The organism is Segetibacter sp., from assembly GCF_025963695.1.
Taxonomy (GTDB): Bacteria; Bacteroidota; Bacteroidia; order Chitinophagales; family Chitinophagaceae; genus Segetibacter.
Map to the genome: position 1 here is coordinate 36,852 of NZ_JAOQAH010000067.1, position 21,489 is coordinate 58,340.

At 41.2% G+C, this 21,489-nt stretch carries 19 protein-coding genes; 11 read left to right on the forward strand and 8 right to left on the reverse strand.

The genetic code is table 11. The features are described 5' to 3' along the window. The first annotated feature begins 68 nt into the window (after positions 1-68). Both pncB and JWR87_RS11380 read left to right on the forward strand, forming a co-directional pair. The gene (pncB, locus tag JWR87_RS11375) at positions 69-1,253 is read left to right on the forward strand and encodes a nicotinate phosphoribosyltransferase (protein WP_297819898.1); all 1,185 of its coding nucleotides are present in this window, start codon (positions 69-71) and stop codon (positions 1,251-1,253) included. Between the two features lie 61 nt (positions 1,254-1,314). Next, on the forward strand, positions 1,315-1,596 hold the full coding sequence (locus JWR87_RS11380) for a hypothetical protein (RefSeq protein ID WP_297819901.1): 282 nt from the start codon (positions 1,315-1,317) through the stop codon (positions 1,594-1,596). A gap of 22 nt (positions 1,597-1,618) precedes the next feature. Here JWR87_RS11380 and dgt read toward each other — a convergent pair whose 3' ends face one another. Beyond that, complete coding sequence (gene dgt / locus JWR87_RS11385) at positions 1,619-2,998, reverse strand: dGTP triphosphohydrolase (RefSeq protein ID WP_297819904.1); 1,380 nt, start codon at positions 2,996-2,998, stop codon at positions 1,619-1,621. A 174-nt stretch (positions 2,999-3,172) separates the two neighbouring features. Here dgt and pdeM point away from each other — a divergent pair, with 174 nt between their 5' ends. Together pdeM and JWR87_RS11395 are read left to right on the forward strand one after the other, a co-directional pair. Then, positions 3,173-3,856, forward strand: a complete 684-nt coding sequence (gene pdeM, locus JWR87_RS11390) for a ligase-associated DNA damage response endonuclease PdeM (RefSeq protein ID WP_297819906.1) — start codon at positions 3,173-3,175, stop codon at positions 3,854-3,856. A gap of 212 nt (positions 3,857-4,068) precedes the next feature. Continuing rightward, entirely contained in the window at positions 4,069-4,908 is an 840-nt protein-coding gene (locus tag JWR87_RS11395) for a histone deacetylase (RefSeq protein ID WP_297819909.1), read from the forward strand. 145 nt (positions 4,909-5,053) lie between these two features. Here the strand turns inward: JWR87_RS11395 and JWR87_RS11400 are convergent, their stop codons facing one another. The 5 genes from JWR87_RS11400 to surE form a co-directional block, all read right to left on the reverse strand. Continuing rightward, on the reverse strand, positions 5,054-7,555 hold the full coding sequence (locus tag JWR87_RS11400; protein ID WP_297819912.1) for a ligase-associated DNA damage response DEXH box helicase: 2,502 nt from the start codon (positions 7,553-7,555) through the stop codon (positions 5,054-5,056). A gap of 166 nt (positions 7,556-7,721) precedes the next feature. After that, entirely contained in the window at positions 7,722-9,404 is a 1,683-nt protein-coding gene (locus JWR87_RS11405; protein ID WP_297819914.1) for an ATP-dependent DNA ligase, read from the reverse strand. Beyond that, the gene (locus tag JWR87_RS11410; protein WP_297819917.1) at positions 9,397-10,488 is read right to left on the reverse strand and encodes a ligase-associated DNA damage response exonuclease; all 1,092 of its coding nucleotides are present in this window, start codon (positions 10,486-10,488) and stop codon (positions 9,397-9,399) included. Before JWR87_RS11410 ends, JWR87_RS11405 begins: the two co-directional genes overlap by 8 nt. A gap of 277 nt (positions 10,489-10,765) precedes the next feature. Next, positions 10,766-11,059 (reverse strand): hypothetical protein, encoded by a 294-nt coding sequence (locus JWR87_RS11415; protein WP_297819920.1) that lies wholly within the window; start codon positions 11,057-11,059, stop codon positions 10,766-10,768. Next, a complete protein-coding gene (gene surE, locus JWR87_RS11420) occupies positions 11,059-12,000 on the reverse strand; it encodes a 5'/3'-nucleotidase SurE (protein ID WP_297819923.1) in 942 nt (313 codons plus the stop codon). The genes JWR87_RS11415 and surE overlap by 1 nt, the downstream gene beginning before the upstream one ends. A gap of 111 nt (positions 12,001-12,111) precedes the next feature. On the opposite strand from surE, the gene JWR87_RS11425 reads away from it, so the two are divergent. After that, a complete protein-coding gene (locus JWR87_RS11425; RefSeq protein WP_297819926.1) occupies positions 12,112-12,864 on the forward strand; it encodes a LexA family transcriptional regulator in 753 nt (250 codons plus the stop codon). Positions 12,865-12,915: 51 nt separating this feature from the next. Here JWR87_RS11425 and JWR87_RS11430 read toward each other — a convergent pair whose 3' ends face one another. Then, positions 12,916-13,500, reverse strand: coding sequence for a pentapeptide repeat-containing protein (locus tag JWR87_RS11430; RefSeq protein WP_297819929.1), 585 nt, complete (start codon positions 13,498-13,500; stop codon positions 12,916-12,918). Positions 13,501-13,625: 125 nt separating this feature from the next. After that, positions 13,626-14,123 (reverse strand): DUF6252 family protein, encoded by a 498-nt coding sequence (locus JWR87_RS11435; protein ID WP_297819932.1) that lies wholly within the window; start codon positions 14,121-14,123, stop codon positions 13,626-13,628. A gap of 246 nt (positions 14,124-14,369) precedes the next feature. On the opposite strand from JWR87_RS11435, the gene lepA reads away from it, so the two are divergent. The 6 genes from lepA (at position 14,370) to JWR87_RS11465 (ending at position 21,465) form a co-directional block, all read left to right on the forward strand. Beyond that, on the forward strand, positions 14,370-16,154 hold the full coding sequence (lepA, locus tag JWR87_RS11440) for a translation elongation factor 4 (protein ID WP_297819936.1): 1,785 nt from the start codon (positions 14,370-14,372) through the stop codon (positions 16,152-16,154). Positions 16,155-16,560: 406 nt separating this feature from the next. After that, a complete protein-coding gene (gene hisG / locus JWR87_RS11445; RefSeq protein ID WP_297819939.1) occupies positions 16,561-17,415 on the forward strand; it encodes an ATP phosphoribosyltransferase in 855 nt (284 codons plus the stop codon). Between the two features lie 213 nt (positions 17,416-17,628). After that, positions 17,629-18,099 (forward strand): GNAT family N-acetyltransferase, encoded by a 471-nt coding sequence (locus JWR87_RS11450; RefSeq protein ID WP_297819942.1) that lies wholly within the window; start codon positions 17,629-17,631, stop codon positions 18,097-18,099. Positions 18,100-18,102: 3 nt separating this feature from the next. Continuing rightward, positions 18,103-19,383 carry a histidinol dehydrogenase gene (gene hisD, locus JWR87_RS11455; RefSeq protein ID WP_297819945.1) on the forward strand — a complete coding sequence of 427 codons (1,281 nt, stop codon included), beginning with the start codon at positions 18,103-18,105 and terminating at the stop codon, positions 19,381-19,383. Positions 19,384-19,444: 61 nt separating this feature from the next. Next, positions 19,445-20,515, forward strand: a complete 1,071-nt coding sequence (hisC, locus tag JWR87_RS11460) for a histidinol-phosphate transaminase (RefSeq protein ID WP_297819948.1) — start codon at positions 19,445-19,447, stop codon at positions 20,513-20,515. A 422-nt stretch (positions 20,516-20,937) separates the two neighbouring features. Continuing rightward, positions 20,938-21,465 carry an RNA methyltransferase gene (locus JWR87_RS11465; protein WP_297819951.1) on the forward strand — a complete coding sequence of 176 codons (528 nt, stop codon included), beginning with the start codon at positions 20,938-20,940 and terminating at the stop codon, positions 21,463-21,465. The last annotated feature ends 24 nt before the right edge of the window (positions 21,466-21,489 follow it).

Genomic DNA, 21,489 nt, shown 5'->3' on the forward strand with positions numbered 1-21,489 from the left:
CCGGCAACTTGTTAATTTTCAACTTTTAGCTGGTAGCATGTTTGCATAAATTTCTAAAAAAAACAAAAATGGCTAAAGCCGAAGTACAACTTTCTTCTTTACTTGATAACGACTTTTACAAGTTTACAATGCAGCATGGCGTTGTTAAGTTGTTTCCTAAGGCGAAGGCTCGTTATAAATTTATCAACAGGGGGAAACACAGTTTTCCTGATGGTTTTGCCGAAGCTCTTCGGGCAAGCGTAGATGCAATGGCAACCCTGAAGCTGACCCTGCCGGAAAAAGAGTATTTAGCCGTAACCTGTCCATATCTTGATCCTACTTACTTTGATTTTTTGCAAGGCTACTGTTACAATCCAGAAGAGGTAGTGATTGAGCAGAAGGGTAATGATGTTCGTATTTTTGTAGAAGGGTACTGGTACAGAACCATACTTTGGGAAGTACCGCTACTATCACTTCTATCAGAGTTATATTATAAATTGACCAACCAGCAACGCAGCAACGATCAGCAGGTGGTAGAGATAACCAAAGAAAAAATAGAGAAATACAACACTCTGGGCGTAACCGTAGCGGAGTTTGGAACCCGCCGGAGACATTCGTACCAGGTGCACCGTTTGGTAATGCAGGCGCTTAAACAATACGGGCAAAAGTCTTTTGTCGGTTCAAGCAATGTACATTTTGCAATGGCAAATGGGGTAAAGCCAATAGGCACACATGCGCACGAATGGTTTATGTTTCATGCAGCTAAATACGGGTTTAAAATGGCGAACTCTTTAGGCCTCGATAATTGGGTGAAGGTTTATAGAGGCGACCTGGGTATTGCGCTTTCTGATACTTATACTACAACGGTCTTCTACGACCAGTTTGATCGAATGTTTGCCAAACTTTTTGACGGGGTGAGACATGACAGCGGAGATGCAATTGAATTTGCACAACTAACAATAAGGCATTACCAAAAGCTGGGCATAGATCCTATGTCAAAAACTATTGTTTTCTCGGATGCTCTGAATTATGAAAAAGTAGCACGGATAGCAGAATTTTGCAGGGAAAAAATAGGTATGTCTTTTGGCATTGGTACAAATCTTACCAACGATGTTGGTTTAAAACCGATGAATATTGTTATTAAAATGGTGGAGGCATTTCCGGATGGGGGAGCCTGGACGCCGGTTGTAAAATTGTCGGATGAACGCGGCAAATACACCGGAGACGAAAAGACAATTAACCTGGCAAAAACTATTTTAAACATTCCTGAATGAGGATCGAAGCGGCACAATTTTTTAACTACCCGATAAAACAACAGACACTAAAATGGCAAGTATGGACAATAATAACCCCGCTGAAATGAGTAATGAAGATCTTGAAAAAGATATGCAAAAGAGGAACGAGGAAGATGGCAAAGGCAACCAGGAGCATGTGCAAAAAAGTACTGCAACAGAAGGTGAGTTATTAACGCCTGATACCGACCCGGCGGCGGTACCCAAGGTAGATGCTTCAGGATTTATCGTTGATGAAAACGCACATGTCGGTAATATGCCTGACCCCGAAGCTTTAGATAGTTGGGAGAGTAATGATGATGATCCAAATAAGTTGTCAAGCTAGCCGCAGAGAACATAGCTTTTGATTATCGGTGTTGAGGTATATCAACACCTTTTAATTTTCTATACATTTCTGTTGCATACAGGTCAGTCATACCCGATATTAAATCAAAGGCGCTCAGTACTTTTTCGTATGGTGAATTTGTGTCTTCAAATTCCCTAAACTGTACCGGGAACAACTTCAGCACTTTTTCATCTTTATGATCAGGTTTCTTCTTCAACAGTGCGGGAACAAATAAGCCGAGCAATTCAGACATTACGTTATAGCCCGCTATTTCAATTTCCAAAACCGTGTCATGGTTATAAATCTTCTCGTTTGAGATTTTCATCACTTCTTTCAACGCGCCGTAACGGTTTTCAATGTTATCGATCAAAGTATCATTAAATGTCCCTTCTAATATAGATTGCCTGTTCTCCCAAAACACTTCCGCTGCTTTTATAGTAAGAAGATTAATTGCCCTTGCCCTCAGGAAGCTAATTTTTTCATTCATATCATCAATCCTGTCGTAAATCTCCTCGGTTCTCTTTTTAAAATCTTGCTCGTCATTAAGGCAATCAATTACGTGAAAGAAAGAAGTTCTCACTAAATCATGAGAGAGAATACCAAGCCTGTGCGCATCTTCCATATCAATGATGCTGTAACAAATGTCGTCTGCCGCCTCTACCAGGTAAACAAAAGGGTGACGTTTGTACATCACCGTTTCGCCTTCTTCGCGGTGCATTCCTAATTTTTCAGCAATCGCATGAACGGCGTGGGCTTCAGATAAAAAGAAGCCGAATTTCTTTCTGTGCTTAAATCGCTTATCTATACCTGTTGCCTCACAAGGATATTTTAGTATGGATGCAATTGTTGTGTAGGTAAGTCCTAGTCCTGCAGTCAATCTTCCTTTAAAAACGTGGGTTAGTATTCTGATTGCATTCGCATTGCCTTCAAAGTTCGATATGTCTGCCCACTCTCTTTCGCTGAAGAAGCTTTGGAGTTGTTTTTCATCAATAAGCGAATTAGCATTATTAATAAAATAGGCTGAAATAGCTTTTTCGCCCGAATGTCCGAATGCAGGATTGCCAATATCGTGTGCAAGGCATCCGGCAGCTATAACGTTTGCCAGCTCGTACCTATAGAACTCGTAACTGTCGCTCGACTTATCGGCAATTTCTTTACTTAATTTTTCTCCTACCATACTACCCAATGATCGCCCTACACTGGCAACTTCCAGCGAATGCGTAAGACGGTTGTGCACAAAAGTGCTCCCCGGCAGTGGAAATACCTGCGTTTTATTTTGTAATCTCCTGAAAGCTGATGAAAATATAATCCGGTCAAAATCTTTTTGAAATCCCGATCTCGGTCCGGCAGATTCTTTTTGTTGTCCTATACGTTGCGTAGTAAAAATTGTCTCCCAATTCATGTTTAAAATTAAGCTTTAGTAACACCCGGTAACGGCTGCAAAAGTCTGTCAATAATTTTTAAAAGAATAATTCTAAAACAACGCGCCGTCAAAAGCTGCTTCACTCAGTCTTATCCGTAAACTAATTCCTCCGCACTTTGTATTATATATCTTTGGCGCGTAAAATATTTAGGAGTGCAGGTATCAGAGAAGTTTTTATTACATCAACAAACGCTGTGGCTGTCACCCGATCGCTGCATTTATTGGGAAGAGCAAAATGTCCTAATTGTCTCAGATCTTCATTTTGGCAAAACGGGTCATTTTCGTAAATCAGGCATAGCCGTTCCACAGAATGTTTACAAAGAGGATATGCAAAGACTAATGGCGCAGTTACAATTTTACAAGCCCGAGCAGTTATTAGTGGTAGGCGATTTGTTTCATAGCGTGTTGAACAAAGAGCTGGATTTATTCAAAAAATGGAGAAGCGATTTCAGCACCCTTCACATTCAGTTAGTAAAAGGCAACCACGACATCCTGAAAAGAGAGTGGTACGCCGACTCTAATATTTCTGTTTCGGATTTACACTATCACCTTGCAAATTTTTGTTTTGTGCACGACATTACCGAAGCATGTGCGCCCTCTGAAAATATTCATTATTACTTCAGCGGCCACATCCATCCGTGCGTGCTGCTAAAGGGGCTTGCAAAACAAAAGGTCTCTTTGCCTTGTTATTATTTTGCTGAAAATTTTGCCGTAATACCAGCTTTTTCAAAATTTACAGGAACCGCGCTAATAGATAGAAAATCTGCTGATAATGTTTTTGCCATTATACCTTCCAACCTGGCAAAAGGTCAGCAAGGTGCGGTTGTGAAAGTGTAACGTGAATGAAAATGACGGGCTTTTAAAAAGATTGTTTTTGAACTCAACCGTAAGTCCCTTTTGAGTCAGTCGTTGCGTCGCACTCTTCAACGGTAGAACAGTATGGAACAAAAAATGCCTTAAATTAAGAATCGACAAATATCAGCGACATCATCAAGATAGCCTACTCTCCAATTTATTCTCACCCGTTGCCTGAAGGTCACCGCTTTCCCATGCTGAAGTATGAGCTAATTCCCGGGCAATTATTGCACGAGGGTACCATTACCCCTGACAATATTTTTGCCTCCCCGCCCTGCAGCCAAGAAATAATTTTGCTTACACACACTCGTGAATACCTGGATAAACTGCTCAATCAAAAATTATCCGCTTCCGAACAAAGAAGGATAGGGTTTCCCCAATCACCAGAGTTGACAGAAAGGGAACTAATGATCACACAAGGAACAATTGATTGTTGTCATTATGCTTTTGAAAGTGGTGTGGCCCTAAATGTTGCCGGCGGAACGCATCATGCATTTGCAGATAGGGGAGAAGGCTTCTGCATGTTAAACGACCAGGGCGTTGCATCAAACTATTTAATTGATAAAAGGCTGGCTAAGAAAATTCTGATAATAGATTTGGACGTTCACCAGGGAAATGGTACCGCTAAGCTTTTTGAAAATGAACCCCGGGTTTTTACTTTCAGCATGCATGGCCAACACAATTATCCTTTTCATAAAGAACAGTCAGACCTTGACATGCCCCTTACAGATGGAATAGACGATGGGGAGTATCTAAACATCCTATCGGAGACATTGCCCGAGCTATTCATGCAGGTAAGGCCAGATTTCTGCTTTTACCAATCCGGTGTAGACATACTTGAAACAGACAAGTTTGGTAAGTTAAAAGTGAGCCTGCAAGGATGTAAACAGAGAGATGAAATGGTGCTTTCGCTTGTTAAGAAACACGCAGTTCCTTGTGTGGTTTCTATGGGTGGCGGTTATTCTCCTGACATAAGAAACATTGTGGAGGCCCATTGCAATACTTTTAGAACAGCTTTTGATATTTACCGATAATCGTGGCAGGGTAATAACGGTTGAGAAAACATATAACGTTGCAGGACTGTTATAGTCAAAAGGAAAAAAGTTGATCAAGTTATACAAGTATAAGTGAGTGACACAACGATGTTTAGCACAGGTCGGATGCTGACTAATAATAATTCTACTTTTCTAATTGTGCCTGCATTTTCTTTATTCTGTCTTCAAGCTTTTCGCTACTCATGTTTTCGCGCATGCTATCTACTTTCACGGGGAAACAAAAGGGCGTAAGTTGGGTGGGCCACTTTAAAATGATGTTCGATTTTTGTATGCGCTCGAGCATGTTGCGCAACCTCATTTCTTCCATTTGTTGTTCCATCACTTCGTTGTACGACTGGCGAAGGAGCAGGTTTTGATTGTCGTACTCGGTAAATACATTGAAGATTAGGGAGGCTGAAGATTGCAGGTGCCGTGCTTTCTTTTGCTCGCCCGGATATCCTGTAAATATTAACCCTCCGATTACACCAATGTCTCTAAACTTTCGTCGCGCCATCTCTGTAGAGTTGACACTTCGCTGAATATCTGCAAACAAATTATCAGTAGAAAATAGTTCATACACATTAGCATCGTCAACGGGAATGGGCTGATCGCTGAGCAATTCGAATCCATAATCGTTCATCGCAATTGAAAAAGTGATAGGGGTAATACGGCTGACGCGATAGGCCAAAATCGCAGCCATCGCCTCGTGCACAAGCCGTCCCTCAAAAGGATAAACAAATAAGTGGTAACCGTCTTTTGTCTCGATCTGCTCTATCAACAACTCATTTTCTTTGGGAACATGCGACAGTTTTTGTTGCAGGTCAAACAAAGGTCTAAGCGCTATTAATTCTACGTCACCAGAAGTAAGGGCGGAATTAAATTTTCTTCTAAGCATCATGCCAAGGTTGGATGATAGCGGCATTCTTCCACCGTCCCAACTAGGTACGATTGCTTTTGAAGCATTTGATTTTCGAACCAGCGCCGTCATCTCCTTTACCATCACAAACTCAAGGTTTCGGCCTGCGAGCGTAAATACATTTCCGGGTTCAAGCCTTGAAATAAAGGTCTCCTCAATCACACCGACGTAGCCGCCTGAAATAAACTTCACCTTCATCATCGGGCTGCTAACAATCGTTCCAATATGCATGCGATGGCGCATGGCTATTCTTCGGTTTTTTATCCGGTAGACCCCATCCTCACCCACTTCAACTTTTTTATATTCGTCGTACTGAAGCAACGCATCCCCGCCGTTTACAATGGTATGTAATACCTGCAACCACTCAGCATCGGTTATGTCAGCATAGCAATAAGTGCGCTTTACTTCCTCGAAAATATCGTCTGGTTTAAAGCCTTCGCCTACAGCCAGCGTACACAAATATTGGATGAGGACATCAAAGCACAGCATTCGGGGTTCGCGGCTTTCTATGAGATTTTCTTCCATAGCCTGTTTTAGTGCCGCGGCCTCTACTAACTCAAGCGAATGTGTTGGAAGAAAATAAATCTTACTCACTTTTCCCGGCTGGTGACCACTGCGGCCGGCGCGTTGTAAAAACCGGGCAACACCTTTTGGAGAACCGACCTGTATGACTGTTTCAACGGGACGAAAATCGACGCCGAGGTCTAAGCTGGCGGTACAAACCACTGCTTTTAGTTTGGTTGTGTGTAGGGCTTCTTCGACCCACAAACGTAATTCCTGCTCGATGCTTCCGTGGTGAAGCGCAATGGCACCTGCGAGGTCAGGAGCGATCTCTAAAATTTTCTGGTACCAACGTTCGCTCATGCCGCGGGTATTGATAAAAACAAGGGTAGTATTGTTAGCGCGAATAATGTCTACCGCTTGCTGCGCAAGGTTTAACCCAAGGTGGCCCGCCCATGGAAATTTTTCAATTTCTTCGGGAATAACAGACTCAATTGCTATTTCCTTACGCAGGTTTGCTTTAACGATAACAGGGGAGGGTAGTGGCAGTGACGGATCTGAGGTAGTCAACGGAGCTAGCAGTACATCCCTGGCTTGCTCAAGATTTCCAATTGTCGCGCTAATGCCCCAGAGCGAGAGGGGCAAAGCAGCCGTTCTTTCTGCAAATTTTTGCCTCAAACCAACAATTCGTGAGACGGCTAACTCTACCTGAGTGCCACGTTTGCTTCCTAACAGTTCATGCCATTCGTCAACAGCAATTATTTGCAGTGTTGAAAATGTATCAGGATAATCTTTTTGGCCTAGCAGTAAATGAAGACTTTCAGGCGTAATAATCAAGGCCTCAGGCATATTTCGTTTTTGCTTTTGCCTTTCATTTACATCCGTATCTCCATTCCTGATTCCAATTTGCCAACTCATTCCGAGTTCTTCGATAACTTCTTCCATCGCCCGTGCAATGTCTTTTCCTAGGGCTCTTAGTGGAGTTACCCAAAGCAGTTGCATGCCACTTTTTTTCTTTGTTTTATAGCTTTTAGGGTTTTGATTGATGTAGTTGATAATGGCTCCAAGAAAGACAGAGAAGGTTTTACCAAAACCGGTGGGCGCATTAACAAGGCCGCTGTTTCCGGCTTGTATTTCCTGCCACGCCTGCACCTGGAATTCAAAAGGCTTCATTTTTTTTGAAGCCAGCCACGTCTTTATTACTTTATATCCGGGTGTTTTTTCGAGCATTAATGCTTTGGGTTGTTCTGGTAAGAGGAAGCAATTGAGTGAGCCGTAAAGATAAGTTGAAGTTAATGTGGACGAATTGTATTAGCATAGCGTAAACAGTTCCCGGACTTTTAAGCATTATCAAAGAAATTTGTTGAAATACGAAAAGGTGTACCTGTTGGAGTTTTTACTTTCCATATACCTCCAACATCTTTTTCAAATCCTCTAACGTGTTTATTTCGTCAGGCTTTTTGTCTTTACGCCAGCGGTTAATCCGGGGAAACCGAAGGGCCACTCCGCTCTTGTGACGGTTGCTGGCTGCAATACCTTCGAATGCAATTTCAAAAACCAGTTCAGGTTTTACTGTTCTTACAGGACCAAATTTTTCGATTGCGTTTCGTTTTACGAAAGAGTCTACTTCATTGAATTCTTTATCGGTTAATCCGCTGTACGCGCGTGTAAACGGCACCAGTTTTTCTCCATCTCTTACAGCAAAAGTATAGGCAGTATACAAGTTACTTCTTCTGCCAGAACCCTTTTCGGCATAAATCATTACACAGTCAATAACCAGGGGTTCTATCTTCCATTTCCACCAATCGCCTGTCTTTCGTCCAACCTGGTAAATACTAGACTTTCGCTTTATCATAAAACCTTCGGCACCCATTTCTCTTGAAGTCTTTCTAAGTGCCGTTAGTTCATCCCACTTAGCAAACTCTACAATCGGTGAAAGAATGATGGTTGGTGTGGTTAGAGGTGCTATTAATATTTCTAATTGTTTGCGTCTTTCTGTTAAGGGGCGGTTTCGCCAGTCTTCGTGGTTGTACTCTAAAAGGTCGTAGGCAAAAAAGGTAATTGGCGTCTCCTGAAGGTTTTTCTTTGTTACATTTTTTCTGCCGATTCTTGTTTGCAATAAAGCAAAAGGCAAGGGCTTTTTGTCAATACTTGGAATGATTTCTCCGTCTAAGACAGTTCCATCAGGCAACACATGTTTTAATGAATGGTATTCGGGAAATTTATCTGTCATTAGTTCTTCACCACGGCTCCAAACGAAGAGTGTATCGTTGCGCTTGATCATTTGCCCCCGAATGCCATCCCACTTCCATTCAACCTGCCATTCAGCAGGATCTCCCAGTGTTTCAGGATTTTCATCTAATGCATAGGCAAGATAAAAGGGGTAGGGCTTTGAATAATCTGTAATTGCCGGACTTTCATTTAAGAGCTCGGCAAAAGTTGTAGTAGATGGATCCCAGTTGCCACTAATGCGATGGGCAATAACCGAAGCTTCAAGGCTGGTAAATTTAGCCAAAGCGTTCACCATCATTTTTTGAGAGACGCCAATTCGAAAAGCGCCTGTAATAAGTTTGTTGAAAACAAATCGCTCGTTTTGATTCATTTGTTTCCAGCTATCGAGGATGAATTCTTTTTTAATGTTCTCATCCTGCTTTTCTATCTGCCGAAAAGTGTCGATGTAAAAGTGCAATGGTTTCGTTTCGACTGATCCGTCAGTTGCTACAGTCTCAGGTAATAGTAAAGAAATGGTTTCGGCCAGATCACCAACGGTATGATAACTTTCTCCAAACAGCCAACCTGGTAAGCCTGCAACTTCAACACACCATGTAATTAGTTGAGTTGTATTTACTGCACGTTTCGGTTTTCTTCCACTAAATAAAGCAATTACCCAAACTTTATCTCTATCGTCGGCCTCTGAAAAATATTGAACAAGTGCTTCAAGCTTATCCGTTGTTTTCGTGCTGGTGCCTAATATTTTTACCAGCTCCGCAAAACCACCCAGTCCTTGCGCAGATACAGCACGGTCTCTTTCGTTGTCTTCGATAACCAGTTTTTCAATATCGCTTGTAAAATCACTCATTTTCAGCGGGGTTTTCGACATCCTCAATTCCAGCCGTTGAGGGGGTTAGTCCTTCTTCTTCGTCATTGCCATATTCTGTTTTTACTTCTCCGGCCTCAATTCCTAATTCGTTCAGATACCTGCTGAATGTTGCCTGGAAACCGTGTGTGACAAACACTTTTTCTGCGCCGGTTGCTTTTACTGCTTGTAATAAGCCGGGCCAGTCTGCATGGTCGCTCATTACGAAACCTGCGTCTACGTTTCTGCGTCGTGCATTACCACGTACCTGCATCCATCCACTGCAAACTCCTACAACAGGATCTGGGAACCTTTTCATCCACGAGCTTCCATCTGCGCTTGGCGGTGCAACCACTACGCTTCCTGCCAATTCCACTTTTGCGGTATCATGTGTAATTCGATGAACTTGGGGCAATTTCCAACCTGCTTTAACCAGGGTCTCATGGATGTTAAAAATGGCTCCATGTACATAAATCTTTTCTGTCACTTCTGCGATTGCCTGTATTACTCTCTGTGCCTTGCCAAGGCTATAAGCAGTAATTACACTTGTTTTTTTGTCCGCCGTGTTTTTTTGAATCCAGATTTGAATGTCTTTGTTAATTTGTTCAGGGGACTTCCATTTATAAATAGGTAGGCCGAAAGTGGATTCTGTTATAAAAGTATTGCACGGCACCGCTTCGAATTGTCCGCTCAGTCCATCGTTGACTACTTTGTAGTCGCCACTAACTACCCAAACTTCTCCTTTGTATTCGAGCCTTATTTGCGAAGAACCGATAACATGACCGGCTGGATGAAAAGAGATTTTAACTCCATTCATAAAAATAGTTTCACCCCACTCAACAGTCTGATAGGCGTTGTCGCCTAGCCTTAATTGAAGTATTGGTTTAGTATAGCGGTGGCAGAGATAAGATTGTGAGCCCCACCGTGCATGATCGCTGTGCCCGTGTGTTATTAATGCCTTGTCTACAGGCTTCCAGGGGTCAATATAAAATTGCCCCTGCGGACAGCATAACCCCTTATCTGAAAATTCGATTAATGGCATTAAAAGTTCATTAGCAATTGCTGATAACAGAAAAAACTCTGCCATTGTTCGTTATAGAATTGCGGAGTGATGAGCGATGATTGCCGGCGAATTTGGATCAGTGTTGGCTATGATAGAGAATGGATGAAGAATGGATAGCGATTTTTTTTCATCGCCGTACTGATGCTATTGGGGGGTGATAGACTTTGTGTTGTTTAAGTAAAATGTTGCACACTTTCAGGATGTACCACATTTTACTTACGCTGATATTTTAAAAAGATGAACAATGATTTGCTGTACACGGGTGTGACACAACAATGTCACATTTACACTCTAATGCTAGCTACACAAGAAATTTCCAGATTAGTGATGCTCCTCCGTAAATACAGGTTGCGATAAAAATTCCCTTGGCCGTATGGTCTAACCGTTTATTTATATATAATGTAAAAATGGCTGCATTGGCAACAAGGGAAACGCTTACCAAAGCGGTCAACAAAGTCCTTTGAACAAGAATAATATGAACAAACTCACTGAAGGTAATAACACTTCGAAACTGTATGAGATAGTATAACAGCATACCCAGTACGGGAGCAATAAAGCCAAGTACTAAGCCGAGCTTTAAATTATCTTTTAGCATTAAGTAAGATTAAAAGTTTTTTCCAGCTTTTCTTTCAGCTTGTAGTTGGTAAGGTCGAACTGCACGGGAACTACACTAGCATAATTATGGTTTAGTGCCCACACATCGGTGTCGCGGCCTTTGTCGAAATTGACAAACTCGCCGGTTAGCCAATAATATTTTTTGCCGGTTGGGTCAGTACGCTCCGCGAAGTCTTCTTCGTACTTGGCATAAGCCTGTCGACAGATTTTAAGACCCTTCAGTTGTTCCACTGTTACTGCCGGAAAGTTTACGTTTAAACAAAGATGTTTGTCTATAGATTTCGTAGTAAGAATTTGCTGCACAATTGAACGGGCATATTTTTTAGCACCGGTAAAATCGGCTTCAAGGCTATAATCAAGCAATGAGAAACCAACGCTTGGGATGCTTTCAATAGCTGCTTCAAGAGCGGCAGACATAGTGCCTGAGTAAATAACGTTAATGGAATGGTTTGCTCCATGGTTTACACCGCTTAAGCAAATGTCTGGCTTGCGGTGCAGTATTTTATCTACTGCAAGCTTCACACAATCAACCGGTGTGCCATTGCATGAGTAAGCCTCTATTTTATCTCCAAACTGGTTTACCCTTACCATACGTAAGGGAGTGCCGATAGTGATAGCATGTCCCATTCCACTTTGTGCTTTATCCGGCGCAATAACCACTATTTTCCCAAGATCTTTTACCGCATCTACGAGGGCTGCAAGGCCTGGTGCTGTTACCCCGTCATCGTTAGTGATAAGTATAATAGGTTCCTCCTTTGAGAGCCGCGGGCGAACAGCGGGAGTACTTGTCTTTGACTCTTTAGCCGCTTTTACCTTTGTATTTTGCTGAGGTTGTTCCGGTCCTCTTCCGGGTTTCAATTTGGTTGAAGTATTAGCCTGAAGTTCTTCTTTTTCTACGATATCTTTTTTAGCTTTTGCCATAAATTCTTTACTTAACGGTGCAAAAGTCATTATAAATATAGTGCCTCCAAAAAAATGTTTTTGTAAGGCTAATATTATTAGTAATTTGCAGCTAAACAAATTAGCCTTGTTATGTCTCAAGCTGGAAAAAATTTGAAATACCTCAGAAAACTTCGGGGGTGGACGCAAGAGGAATTCGCAAGTAAATTAAAGATTAAACGTTCGCTTTTAGGGGCATATGAAGAGGAGCGCGCCGAGCCAAAATTGGAAGTGCTGGAGATTATTAGCGGCATCTTTAAGATAACCCTGGATGAGTTGTTATTAAAAGATGTAGCTAATGCGAAGGGCAGTACTTACATGGAAAAACGCCGGCAGTTGAAGATGACTTCAAATATTGCTGAAATACAGTTTGTGCCGGTTAAGGCAGCGGCGGGATATTTGGCCGGTTATGCTGATCCTGATTTTATCGACGAGTTAAACACCTTTACGCTTCCTATGTTAGCTGGGGGAAGCTACCGTGCATTCGAAATAATTGGTGACAGTATGTTGCCAACCCAGAGCGGATCTGTGATTGTTGGTGAGAAGCTGGAAAATATTGAGGATGTAAAAACAAGCAATACATATATTGTAGTGTCGCGAAATGAAGGGATTGTGTATAAAAGGGTTTTGAAGAATAACCGTAGTAAAACGAAGGTTACGTTGGTTAGTGATAATCCGATGTATGAACCTTACCAGGTGAATGCAGATGAGATAGTTGAACTATGGCAAGCCCAAATGATCATTTCAAAGGCGAATGTGCAACAGCGATGGGATGTAAATCAACTAGCGAGCCTGGTAACCAACCTGCAGGAGCAGGTGATCACGATGAAGAAAAAACTGAATTAAGAACCTGGGCTGCATGAAGAGTCTTTTAATATTTACGTTTTTACATTGTTCTCAGCTAATCTCAATATTGTATTTATTCAATAAACCCGCGACATCGGGCAGCGAAAATTTTGCCTTTTTAATCTTATTTTGTTCGGGATCGAAAGCATAATTTTTAGCTGTTCTGAAGTCAGCTTTTTCCAAAATCGTTTGCATAAACACTGCATCAGTCAGGTCGCAGTTTTTAAAGACTGCGGCCGATAGGTCAGTTTCTGCAAAATCAACTTGTTTTAAACTGCAGCTATCAAGAACGGCTTTTTTCATCTTCTTTTTGTAAAAAGAAGAATAATCAAGTTGACAACTTTCAAAAGATGCAGAAAATAAAAAGTTGTTGCATACGCTGAAGTCCACCCCCATCAACTTACAGTTTAAAAGCCGGATATTCTTTATTCCTGTGTTGCTTAAAATTGCCAGGGAAAGGTTTGAGCCTTTAAAAAAGCAATCTATAAAATTGATATTGCTTAAGTCGCTTTTGGAAAAGTTACAGTTGATAAATTCGCACTCAGTAAATTCTGTTACTGTTAATTTCTTCTCTTCATAATCCAGGTTTTCAAATGTTTTGTCTTCTTGAATGAGGCCTTCCAACATGTTAGTCATTTGCTTGAATAAACAGAATAGGTGGTTCGAGTAAAATTTGCTTAAAAGGATAAAAAGAGGAGTAACGGTAGAAGTGAGTGACACAACTATGTTGAGATAAGGACAAAAGCTGGCAACAAAAAGATCTAATGAAATCGGGTACGTTCCATTAGAAAAGATCCGTTGACAACATGGAAGTTTTTTCCGGTTACTGTATCAATGGCTTGAAAATTAAAAGTGCCTTCAAGCGTATATAACAATTCCTTGGCCTCGAACGTACCCTTTTTTATGGTAACCGTTCCTTTATACTTATCGTTTGTGTAGTATCTTTTTTGGTCAAGAGGATTTGTGTAGTAAGCTTTGTTTGCATTATCCAACACATAAGTAGCGTCTTTTATTGTATCGCTCTTTACTACAAAACCGGCTCCTTCATAAATCTTTGACACATTAATGGTTAAAATAGAGTCGCCTTTAAAAGTGCAATCAAACACGTTACTATTAATGCCCGCTTCGTCATTTATAACCGTTTCCTTGCCATTGATGCTATACTTAAAATAACCACCCAATAGTTTTCGGTTTTGGTCTTTTTCGCAGCTGTTTAGCAAAAAAGCAGTTATAATTAATAAGGAGAGAAAATATTTCATGCTCGTACAATTTCTTAAAAGTAAAGTCATTTCTAATGTGGAAAGCATTAAAATATCCACACATGTTTAATAAGTAATGCAAGTAAAGGGTTGCGCCGGGTATGTCAAACCGCATTTAGATCAATAACTTTTAATTAAGAAACATTGGCCAATCATAATTTTAGCGATTAAAATAACAGATCGTAACGTTCGAAACAGTTGTTGCGAAAGGGAAATGTGGGTGCACATCGTTATTTTTGCGACAATATGAAGAATATCAGGAATTTTTGCATCATTGCCCACATCGACCATGGAAAGAGTACGCTTGCTGACCGGCTTTTAGAATTTACACATACTATCAGCGACCGAGACATGCAGGCGCAGGTGCTGGATGACATGGACCTGGAACGTGAGAAGGGTATTACCATTAAAAGTCATGCAATACAAATAACTTATCCCTTTAAGGGCGAGAGCTATACACTTAATCTTATTGATACTCCGGGTCACGTGGATTTTAGCTACGAAGTAAGCCGTGCGCTTGCTGCGTGCGAGGGCGCGCTGCTGCTTGTTGATGCTTCACAGGGAATACAGGCGCAAACCATTAGTAACCTTTACCTGGCCATTGATAATAATCTTGAGATCATTCCCGTAATCAACAAAATTGATATGGACGGGGCGATGATTGAAGAGGTGAAGGACCAAATAGTTGAACTGATTGGCTGCAAGCCCGAAACTATATTATTGGCAAGTGCTAAGAGCGGAATTGGTATTGAAGAAATATTGGCCGCCATAGTGGGGCGTATCCCTGCCCCATCAGGAAATGTAGATGCCCCTTTACAAGCGCTTATTTTTGACAGCGTTTTCAATAGCTTCAGGGGAATTATTATTTACTACCGTATTATGAATGGCAGCCTGAAAAAAGGCGATAAGATACAGTTTGCAAGTACAAGGACCGAGCATTTTGCTGATGAAGTGGGCGTGCTTAAGCTAACAATGACGGCTAAAGATGAGGTGAAGACAGGTGATGTAGGTTATATTATTACCGGTATAAAAAACGCGAAGGAAGTAAAAGTGGGTGATACCATTACGTTGGCTAATAATCCGGCGGAAATGATTAAGGGTTTTGAGGAAGTAAAGCCAATGGTTTTTGCTGGTATCTTTCCCGTTGAGACCGATGCTTTTGAAGAGTTGCGCGATTGCATGGATAAGCTTCAGTTAAACGACGCATCACTTACGTTTGAACTCGAGACATCGCAGGCCCTTGGCTTCGGTTTTCGTTGCGGCTTTTTAGGCATGCTGCACATGGAAATAATACAGGAGCGGCTGGAGCGTGAGTTTAATCAAACGGTAATTACAACAGTTCCCAACGTTAGCTTTATTGCTCATACCTCAAAGGGCGACACGATTACGGTCAACAATCCGACAGAGATGCCAGATCCGACCAAGCTCGAATCGATAGAGGAGCCTTTTATCAAAGCACAAATTGTTACACACGCCGATTACATTGGCAACATCATGACCCTATGCCTCGGCCGACGGGGTATCATCGTTAACCAAAGCTACCTTACCGCCACGCGTGTTGAACTTACATTTGAGTTGCCGCTTACGGAAATCGTTTTTGATTTTTACGATAAACTGAAAAGTTCGACCAGGGGCTATGCGTCGTTCGATTATCACCCGATTGGTTACCGTGTAAGTGATATTGTAAAAATGGACATTCTGCTAAATGCGGAGAAAGTGGATGCACTTAGTGCGTTGATACATCGAGGACGTGCGCAGGACTTTGGAAGAAAGCTTTGCGAAAAGCTGAAAGAGTTATTGCCTCGCCAACAGTTTCAAATTGTAATACAGGCAGCAATCGGAGCTAAAATCGTTTCGCGCGAAAACATTAGTGCCATGCGGAAAGACGTAACTGCAAAGTGTTATGGAGGTGATATTAGCCGTAAACGTAAACTTCTTGAAAAGCAGAAAGAGGGTAAAAAACGTATGAAGCAGATCGGGAATGTCGAGGTTCCACAGGAAGCGTTTTTGGCCGTACTGAAGTTGGATTAATTAGAAATCAACAGGTCAGGTTACGGAGGCTGAAGGCTTGTAGCTAGTGCCTCAAAGTTTTTTTTTAACCGACATTTGAATCACAGATGTTTCATTGTTGCGTCGCATTTCGTTCGTCTTTTGGTTCATTTGGGATCAGTTTTTAAAGTAATTTTTTTTTACTTAGTAATCACAATCTATATTTGCCGCATGAATTTAAAGTTGCACAAACATCATCATCACTTCTTGCCTTAGGGTAAGCCGTTGTTGTATTGTGTACTCACTATAAAACATTAAAGGGCTTACTTCGGTAAGCCTTTTTTTGTACCCCATCCCAACCTTCCTCTGAAGGGGGAAAGAGGAAAAAGGTATTCAAATAATTAATCTTAAAAATTCCTCCCTTTAGGGAGGCCAGGAGGCTAAAATCATGGTTCTCAGAGTTGCTATTCAGAAATCGGGAAGACTAAATGAAGACAGCATGAAGCTGTTAAAAGAGTGCGGTATTGATATTGCTAACGGAGTAAATAAGCTACGCACAGAAGCAAGCAACTTTCCGATTGAAGTGTATTTTTTGAGAGATGACGACATTCCGCAGTATGTGGAAGATGGTGTAGCTGACATAGGTTTTGTAGGGGAAAATGTGGTGTACGAGAAAAATAAGAAGGTAGAGGTCGTAGAACAATTGGGGTTTGGAAAATGTCGACTAAGTATTGCTGTTAGCAGGAATGAAGTGTACAACGATGTTTCTTATTTGCATGGTAAAAGGATCGCTACCACTTACCCCGTGATAGTAAGAAAGTTTATGGAGGAAAAAGGTGTAAATGCTGAAATACACGAGATCAGTGGAAGTGTTGAAATAGCTCCCGGCATCGGCCTTGCTGATGCAATTTGCGATCTTGTAAGCAGCGGCTCTACTTTGTTTATGAACGGTTTAAAAGAAGTAGAGACTGTTTTAAAGTCGCAGGCAGTTTTAATTAAAAGCAGCGATTTAAACGAAGAGAAACAGCGCTTGCTTGACAAGCTATTGTTTAGAATAAAGGCTGTGAAACGGTCTAAAAATAATAAGTACATTTTATTAAACGCACCGAACGATAAGCTGTCTGAGATTATTGGGTTGCTTCCGGGAATGAAAAGTCCAACAGTTTTGCCACTGGCTGAAAGTGGTTGGAGTAGTGTTCATAGTGTATTGAAGGAAAGTGATTTTTGGGAAATCATAGAAAAATTAAAGGAAGCAGGCGCACAGGGAATATTGGTTGTGCCCATTGAGAAGATGATTATTTAAAACCGGAATTGCTGGAATTGTTTTGATTAACGGGAATTAAATCGGGAATGAAGCGAGGCTGTTATATTTTCTGCGGCTTCTGTGATTTCTGCGGGACATCGGGAACGCTTAAGAAAAGCTTCCTCGAAGTTCAAATGACGAACGGATTGCGACGCAACGTTGATGCTATGAAAAACGATTGTTCGTATAAAAAGAAGAATAATAAAAAATAGAATGGAGGAGTTTAGAATTTTGGATTATGACGAAAGTATGCTCGATGAGATGATGCAGTTATTTTATGATACGGTACATACCATAAACGCACGAGATTATAGAAAGGAGCAATTGAACGGGTGGGCACCTGAGAATTCGGACAAAAGATTTTGGCAAGAGCGGCTGAAGAAAAATGTGTGTAAAGTAGCCTTTATAAAAAATAAAATGGTCGGCTTTACGGAGTTGGTAGATGACGGACATGTGGACACTTTGTATGTACACAAAGATTTTCAACGTCAGAAAGTTGCGGCAAACCTGATAGAGGAAATACTTCTTATAGCCGGGGAAAGAAATTACAGGGTGTTGACGACGGAAGCCAGTATAACAGCAAAGCCTTTTTTTGAAGCTTATGGTTTTAGGGTCACCCGTATAAAGAAGAAGCTTTATAACGGTAAAGATTTTACGAATTATAAAATGACTAAAGAGCTGTAAACTATGTTAGTGTTGTATGAGTATCCTGAGAAGAAGGCGTGGAGAAAGCTTTTATTAAGGCCGGTACTTGATAATTCTTCTCTCGAAGCAAGTGTCGGAAACATTTTGAAAGAAGTAAAGAAGAGCGGGGATGAAGCCGTGCGAAGATTTACATCGATGTTTGATAAGGTGAGCGTTAGCAGCTTTAAAGTAAGTTCAGAAGAAATAAGGGAAGCATGTGATCTGGTTGACGAAGATCTGAAGAAGGCTATACAGCAGGCCAAAGAGAATATAGAAAAATTTCACCGGGCCCAATTGAAGGTGGAAGAGCGTGTTGAGACAATGCCCGGCGTAGAGTGTTGGCGTAAGTCAGTGCCGATTGAGAAAGTAGGTCTCTATATTCCCGGAGGGTCAGCTCCTTTATTTTCTACTATATTGATGTTAGGAATTCCTGCTAAAATCGTTGGTTGTAAAGACATCGTTTTGTGCTCACCTCCCAATAAAGAAGGAAAATTACATCCTGCTATATTATATGCAGCTCAGCTTGTTGGGGTTACTCAAATATTTAAAGCCGGTGGAGCCCAGGGAATTGCTGCCATGGCTTACGGAACTGCTGCCATACCCCAGGTTTATAAAATCTTCGGACCGGGAAATCAATACGTTACCTGCGCAAAACAGTTGGTTCAAAAAGATGGAGTGGCAATTGATATGCCTGCCGGGCCAAGTGAAGTTGCCGTGCTGGCTGATGATACAGCCAATGCAGCTTTCGTTGCCGCTGATCTCTTATCGCAGGCTGAGCATGGCAATGATAGTCAGTCAATTTTGGTTACTACATCGGCTGCATTAGCAGCTGAGACAAAAAGTGAGGTAGAGAGGCAGTTGGCGGTTTTACCTAGAAAAGACATTGCAACGATAGCTATTCAGAATAGCAAAATATTTTTAGTTAAGACGATAAAGGAAGCAATTGAATTAATTAACGAATATGCTCCGGAACACTTAATTATTAGCTGTTCGGATGATGAAAAAATTGCAGGGGAAATTATAAACGCAGGCTCTATTTTTCTTGGCAATTATTCCCCTGAGAGTGTAGGCGATTATGCAAGTGGCACCAATCATACATTGCCTACTAATGGCTATGCTAAAGCCTATAGCGGGGTAAGCGTTGATTCTTTCGTAAAGAAAATTACCTATCAAAAATTGTCGAAACGAGGCCTGGAAGGGATTGGCAGAACGGTAGAATTGATGGCTGAGGCAGAAGGATTGCTGGCTCATAAAAATGCCGTTTCGATCAGGCTTTCCAACTAATGTAGGAGCTTTTTACTTTCATTCATCTTTAGCTTAATAGCAGATACAAACGAATATCATCATGTTTGATTTAAATAAACTTGTTCGTGAAAACATAAAGAGCCTCACCCCTTATTCCTCGGCAAGAGATGAATTTAGTGGTGATGCAAAAGTATTTTTAGATGCAAATGAAAACGCGCTGGGGTCGCCCCTGACGAAGTGGTATAACCGATATCCAGATCCTCACCAGGTGAAAGTAAAAGAGGCGCTTTCGGCAGTGAAGTCAGTTGAAGCATCAAAGATTTTTTTAGGTAACGGAAGCGACGAATGTATTGATCTTTTATATCGTTGTTTTTGTAATCCCGGTAAAGACAATGTCATAATATGTCCTCCAACTTATGGCATGTACGAGGTAAGTGCCAACATCAATGATGTCGAAATCAGGAAAGCTCCATTGCTTGATGATTTTCAACTTGACCTTGTTCATCTTGAAAATTTGGTAGACAAAAACACCAAACTTATTTGGATTTGTTCGCCAAACAATCCGACAGCTAATTCTATGAACAGGGAAGATGTCGAGACGGTTCTCAACAACTTTAGTGGATTAGTAGTAGTAGATGAGGCTTACATCAATTTCTCCCGCCAGAAATCTTTCATCCAGGAACTTAAAGATTATCCCAACCTGGTCGTCCTTCAAACTTTTAGTAAAGCCTGGGGACTTGCAGGTCTTCGCTTAGGAATGGCTTTTGCGTCAGAAGAGATTATCGAAGTTTTAAACCGCGTGAAGCCGCCCTATAACATCAACCAGGTTACGCAAGAATTAGCGCTAAAGGCTTTGGAAGAAGTAGGTCAGGTAAATGATATGATTAAAGAACTGGTGCAAATGCGGGTTGCACTAAAAGGGGTGTTTGAGAAAATTCCATTTATTAAAAAAGTCTATCCTTCTGATGCCAACTTTTTACTTGTAAAAGTGGATAATGCAAAAGAAATCTATCATTATTTATTGACGCGGGGAATTGTTGTGAGAGATAGAAGCAGCGTGCAGCTCTGTGAGAATTGCCTGAGAATTACGGTTGGTACCGAGGAAGAAAACACCGAACTAATTGAGGCAATGGCTGATTGGTTTGTTGCAAATAAGCCTGTAAATGCCTAAAAGGGTAAAACTGCCTTCCCTAAACATCTTCACTTAAAAGAAAATCCTTACTATCAGGTAGTAGCTTCTCTTTCACTTCTTGCCACTCTTTTCATCCGCTTGTGTTTGCACAAATACTCGATCTGTGCTTCCGATTCGGTACGCCCCAGCTTTTTTGTCTATTGGAAACTTTTAAATTGTTTTTTAAATTAGAGTGTAGGTAATTAATCTCTCTAATCTTATAAATATCGCCGTGCAAGGCAGAACCGCTTGTATTAATTCTTTCATCACCGGGCATTTAAATTTTTAAAACAAATAGAAATGAAAAAATCATTGATTGTTTCTGCCATCCGTTAGACAAAATTGCTAAGCTTATTCAATAGTACAACCTACTCTGCGTATCCTGCTTACGGACTTTGTTGTGTTCGTTCTACATTTGTCTCATGCGTAAATTAAGTATGGATGAATTGGGGCGTAAGTCTATAGAGGAATTTAAACAGGCATCTAAAACACCTGTAATAGTAGTGCTTGATAACATAAGAAGCATGCACAACGTTGGAAGCGTTTTTCGAACTGCAGATGCTTTTTTAATCGAAGCCATTTTTTTATGCGGATACACTCCTCAACCTCCTCATAGAGATATCAATAAAACAGCGCTTGGAGCAACAGAATCCGTTGACTGGATTTATTTCTCCCATGCAGCCGAAGCTGTACAGGAACTAAAGAATAGGGGCTATAAAGTATTAGCGGTTGAGCAAACCGAAGGGAGTTTATCTCTTGAGAAAATTTCAGTGAAAACAGATGATAAGATTGCAGTTGTATTTGGTAATGAAGTTGAAGGCGTACAAAATGAAGTACTACAGTTAGTCGATGGAGCCCTCGAAATTCCTCAGCTTGGAATGAAGCATTCACTTAATATTTCAGTAGCGGCAGGAATAGTACTTTGGGAAATTGTTAGAACAAGAATTTAGGGTAAAATAGCTGTAAACATCTCC

Coding starts and splice junctions, on each gene's coding strand:
- pncB (WP_297819898.1), top strand. CDS start 69: ATGGCTAAAGCCGAAGTACAACTTTCTTCTTTACTTGATAACGACTTT.
- JWR87_RS11415 (WP_297819920.1), bottom strand. CDS start 11,059: ATGCTAAAAGATAATTTAAAGCTCGGCTTAGTACTTGGCTTTATTGCT.
- JWR87_RS11450 (WP_297819942.1), top strand. CDS start 17,629: ATGGAGGAGTTTAGAATTTTGGATTATGACGAAAGTATGCTCGATGAG.
- lepA (WP_297819936.1), top strand. CDS start 14,370: ATGAAGAATATCAGGAATTTTTGCATCATTGCCCACATCGACCATGGA.
- hisC (WP_297819948.1), top strand. CDS start 19,445: ATGTTTGATTTAAATAAACTTGTTCGTGAAAACATAAAGAGCCTCACC.
- JWR87_RS11395 (WP_297819909.1), top strand. CDS start 4,069: ATGCTGAAGTATGAGCTAATTCCCGGGCAATTATTGCACGAGGGTACC.
- JWR87_RS11400 (WP_297819912.1), bottom strand. CDS start 7,555: ATGCTCGAAAAAACACCCGGATATAAAGTAATAAAGACGTGGCTGGCT.
- JWR87_RS11435 (WP_297819932.1), bottom strand. CDS start 14,123: ATGAAATATTTTCTCTCCTTATTAATTATAACTGCTTTTTTGCTAAAC.
- JWR87_RS11410 (WP_297819917.1), bottom strand. CDS start 10,488: ATGGCAGAGTTTTTTCTGTTATCAGCAATTGCTAATGAACTTTTAATG.
- JWR87_RS11380 (WP_297819901.1), top strand. CDS start 1,315: ATGGACAATAATAACCCCGCTGAAATGAGTAATGAAGATCTTGAAAAA.
- hisD (WP_297819945.1), top strand. CDS start 18,103: ATGTTAGTGTTGTATGAGTATCCTGAGAAGAAGGCGTGGAGAAAGCTT.
- JWR87_RS11465 (WP_297819951.1), top strand. CDS start 20,938: ATGCGTAAATTAAGTATGGATGAATTGGGGCGTAAGTCTATAGAGGAA.
- JWR87_RS11405 (WP_297819914.1), bottom strand. CDS start 9,404: ATGAGTGATTTTACAAGCGATATTGAAAAACTGGTTATCGAAGACAAC.
- surE (WP_297819923.1), bottom strand. CDS start 12,000: ATGGCAAAAGCTAAAAAAGATATCGTAGAAAAAGAAGAACTTCAGGCT.
- JWR87_RS11430 (WP_297819929.1), bottom strand. CDS start 13,500: ATGACTAACATGTTGGAAGGCCTCATTCAAGAAGACAAAACATTTGAA.
- dgt (WP_297819904.1), bottom strand. CDS start 2,998: ATGAATTGGGAGACAATTTTTACTACGCAACGTATAGGACAACAAAAA.
- hisG (WP_297819939.1), top strand. CDS start 16,561: ATGGTTCTCAGAGTTGCTATTCAGAAATCGGGAAGACTAAATGAAGAC.
- JWR87_RS11425 (WP_297819926.1), top strand. CDS start 12,112: ATGTCTCAAGCTGGAAAAAATTTGAAATACCTCAGAAAACTTCGGGGG.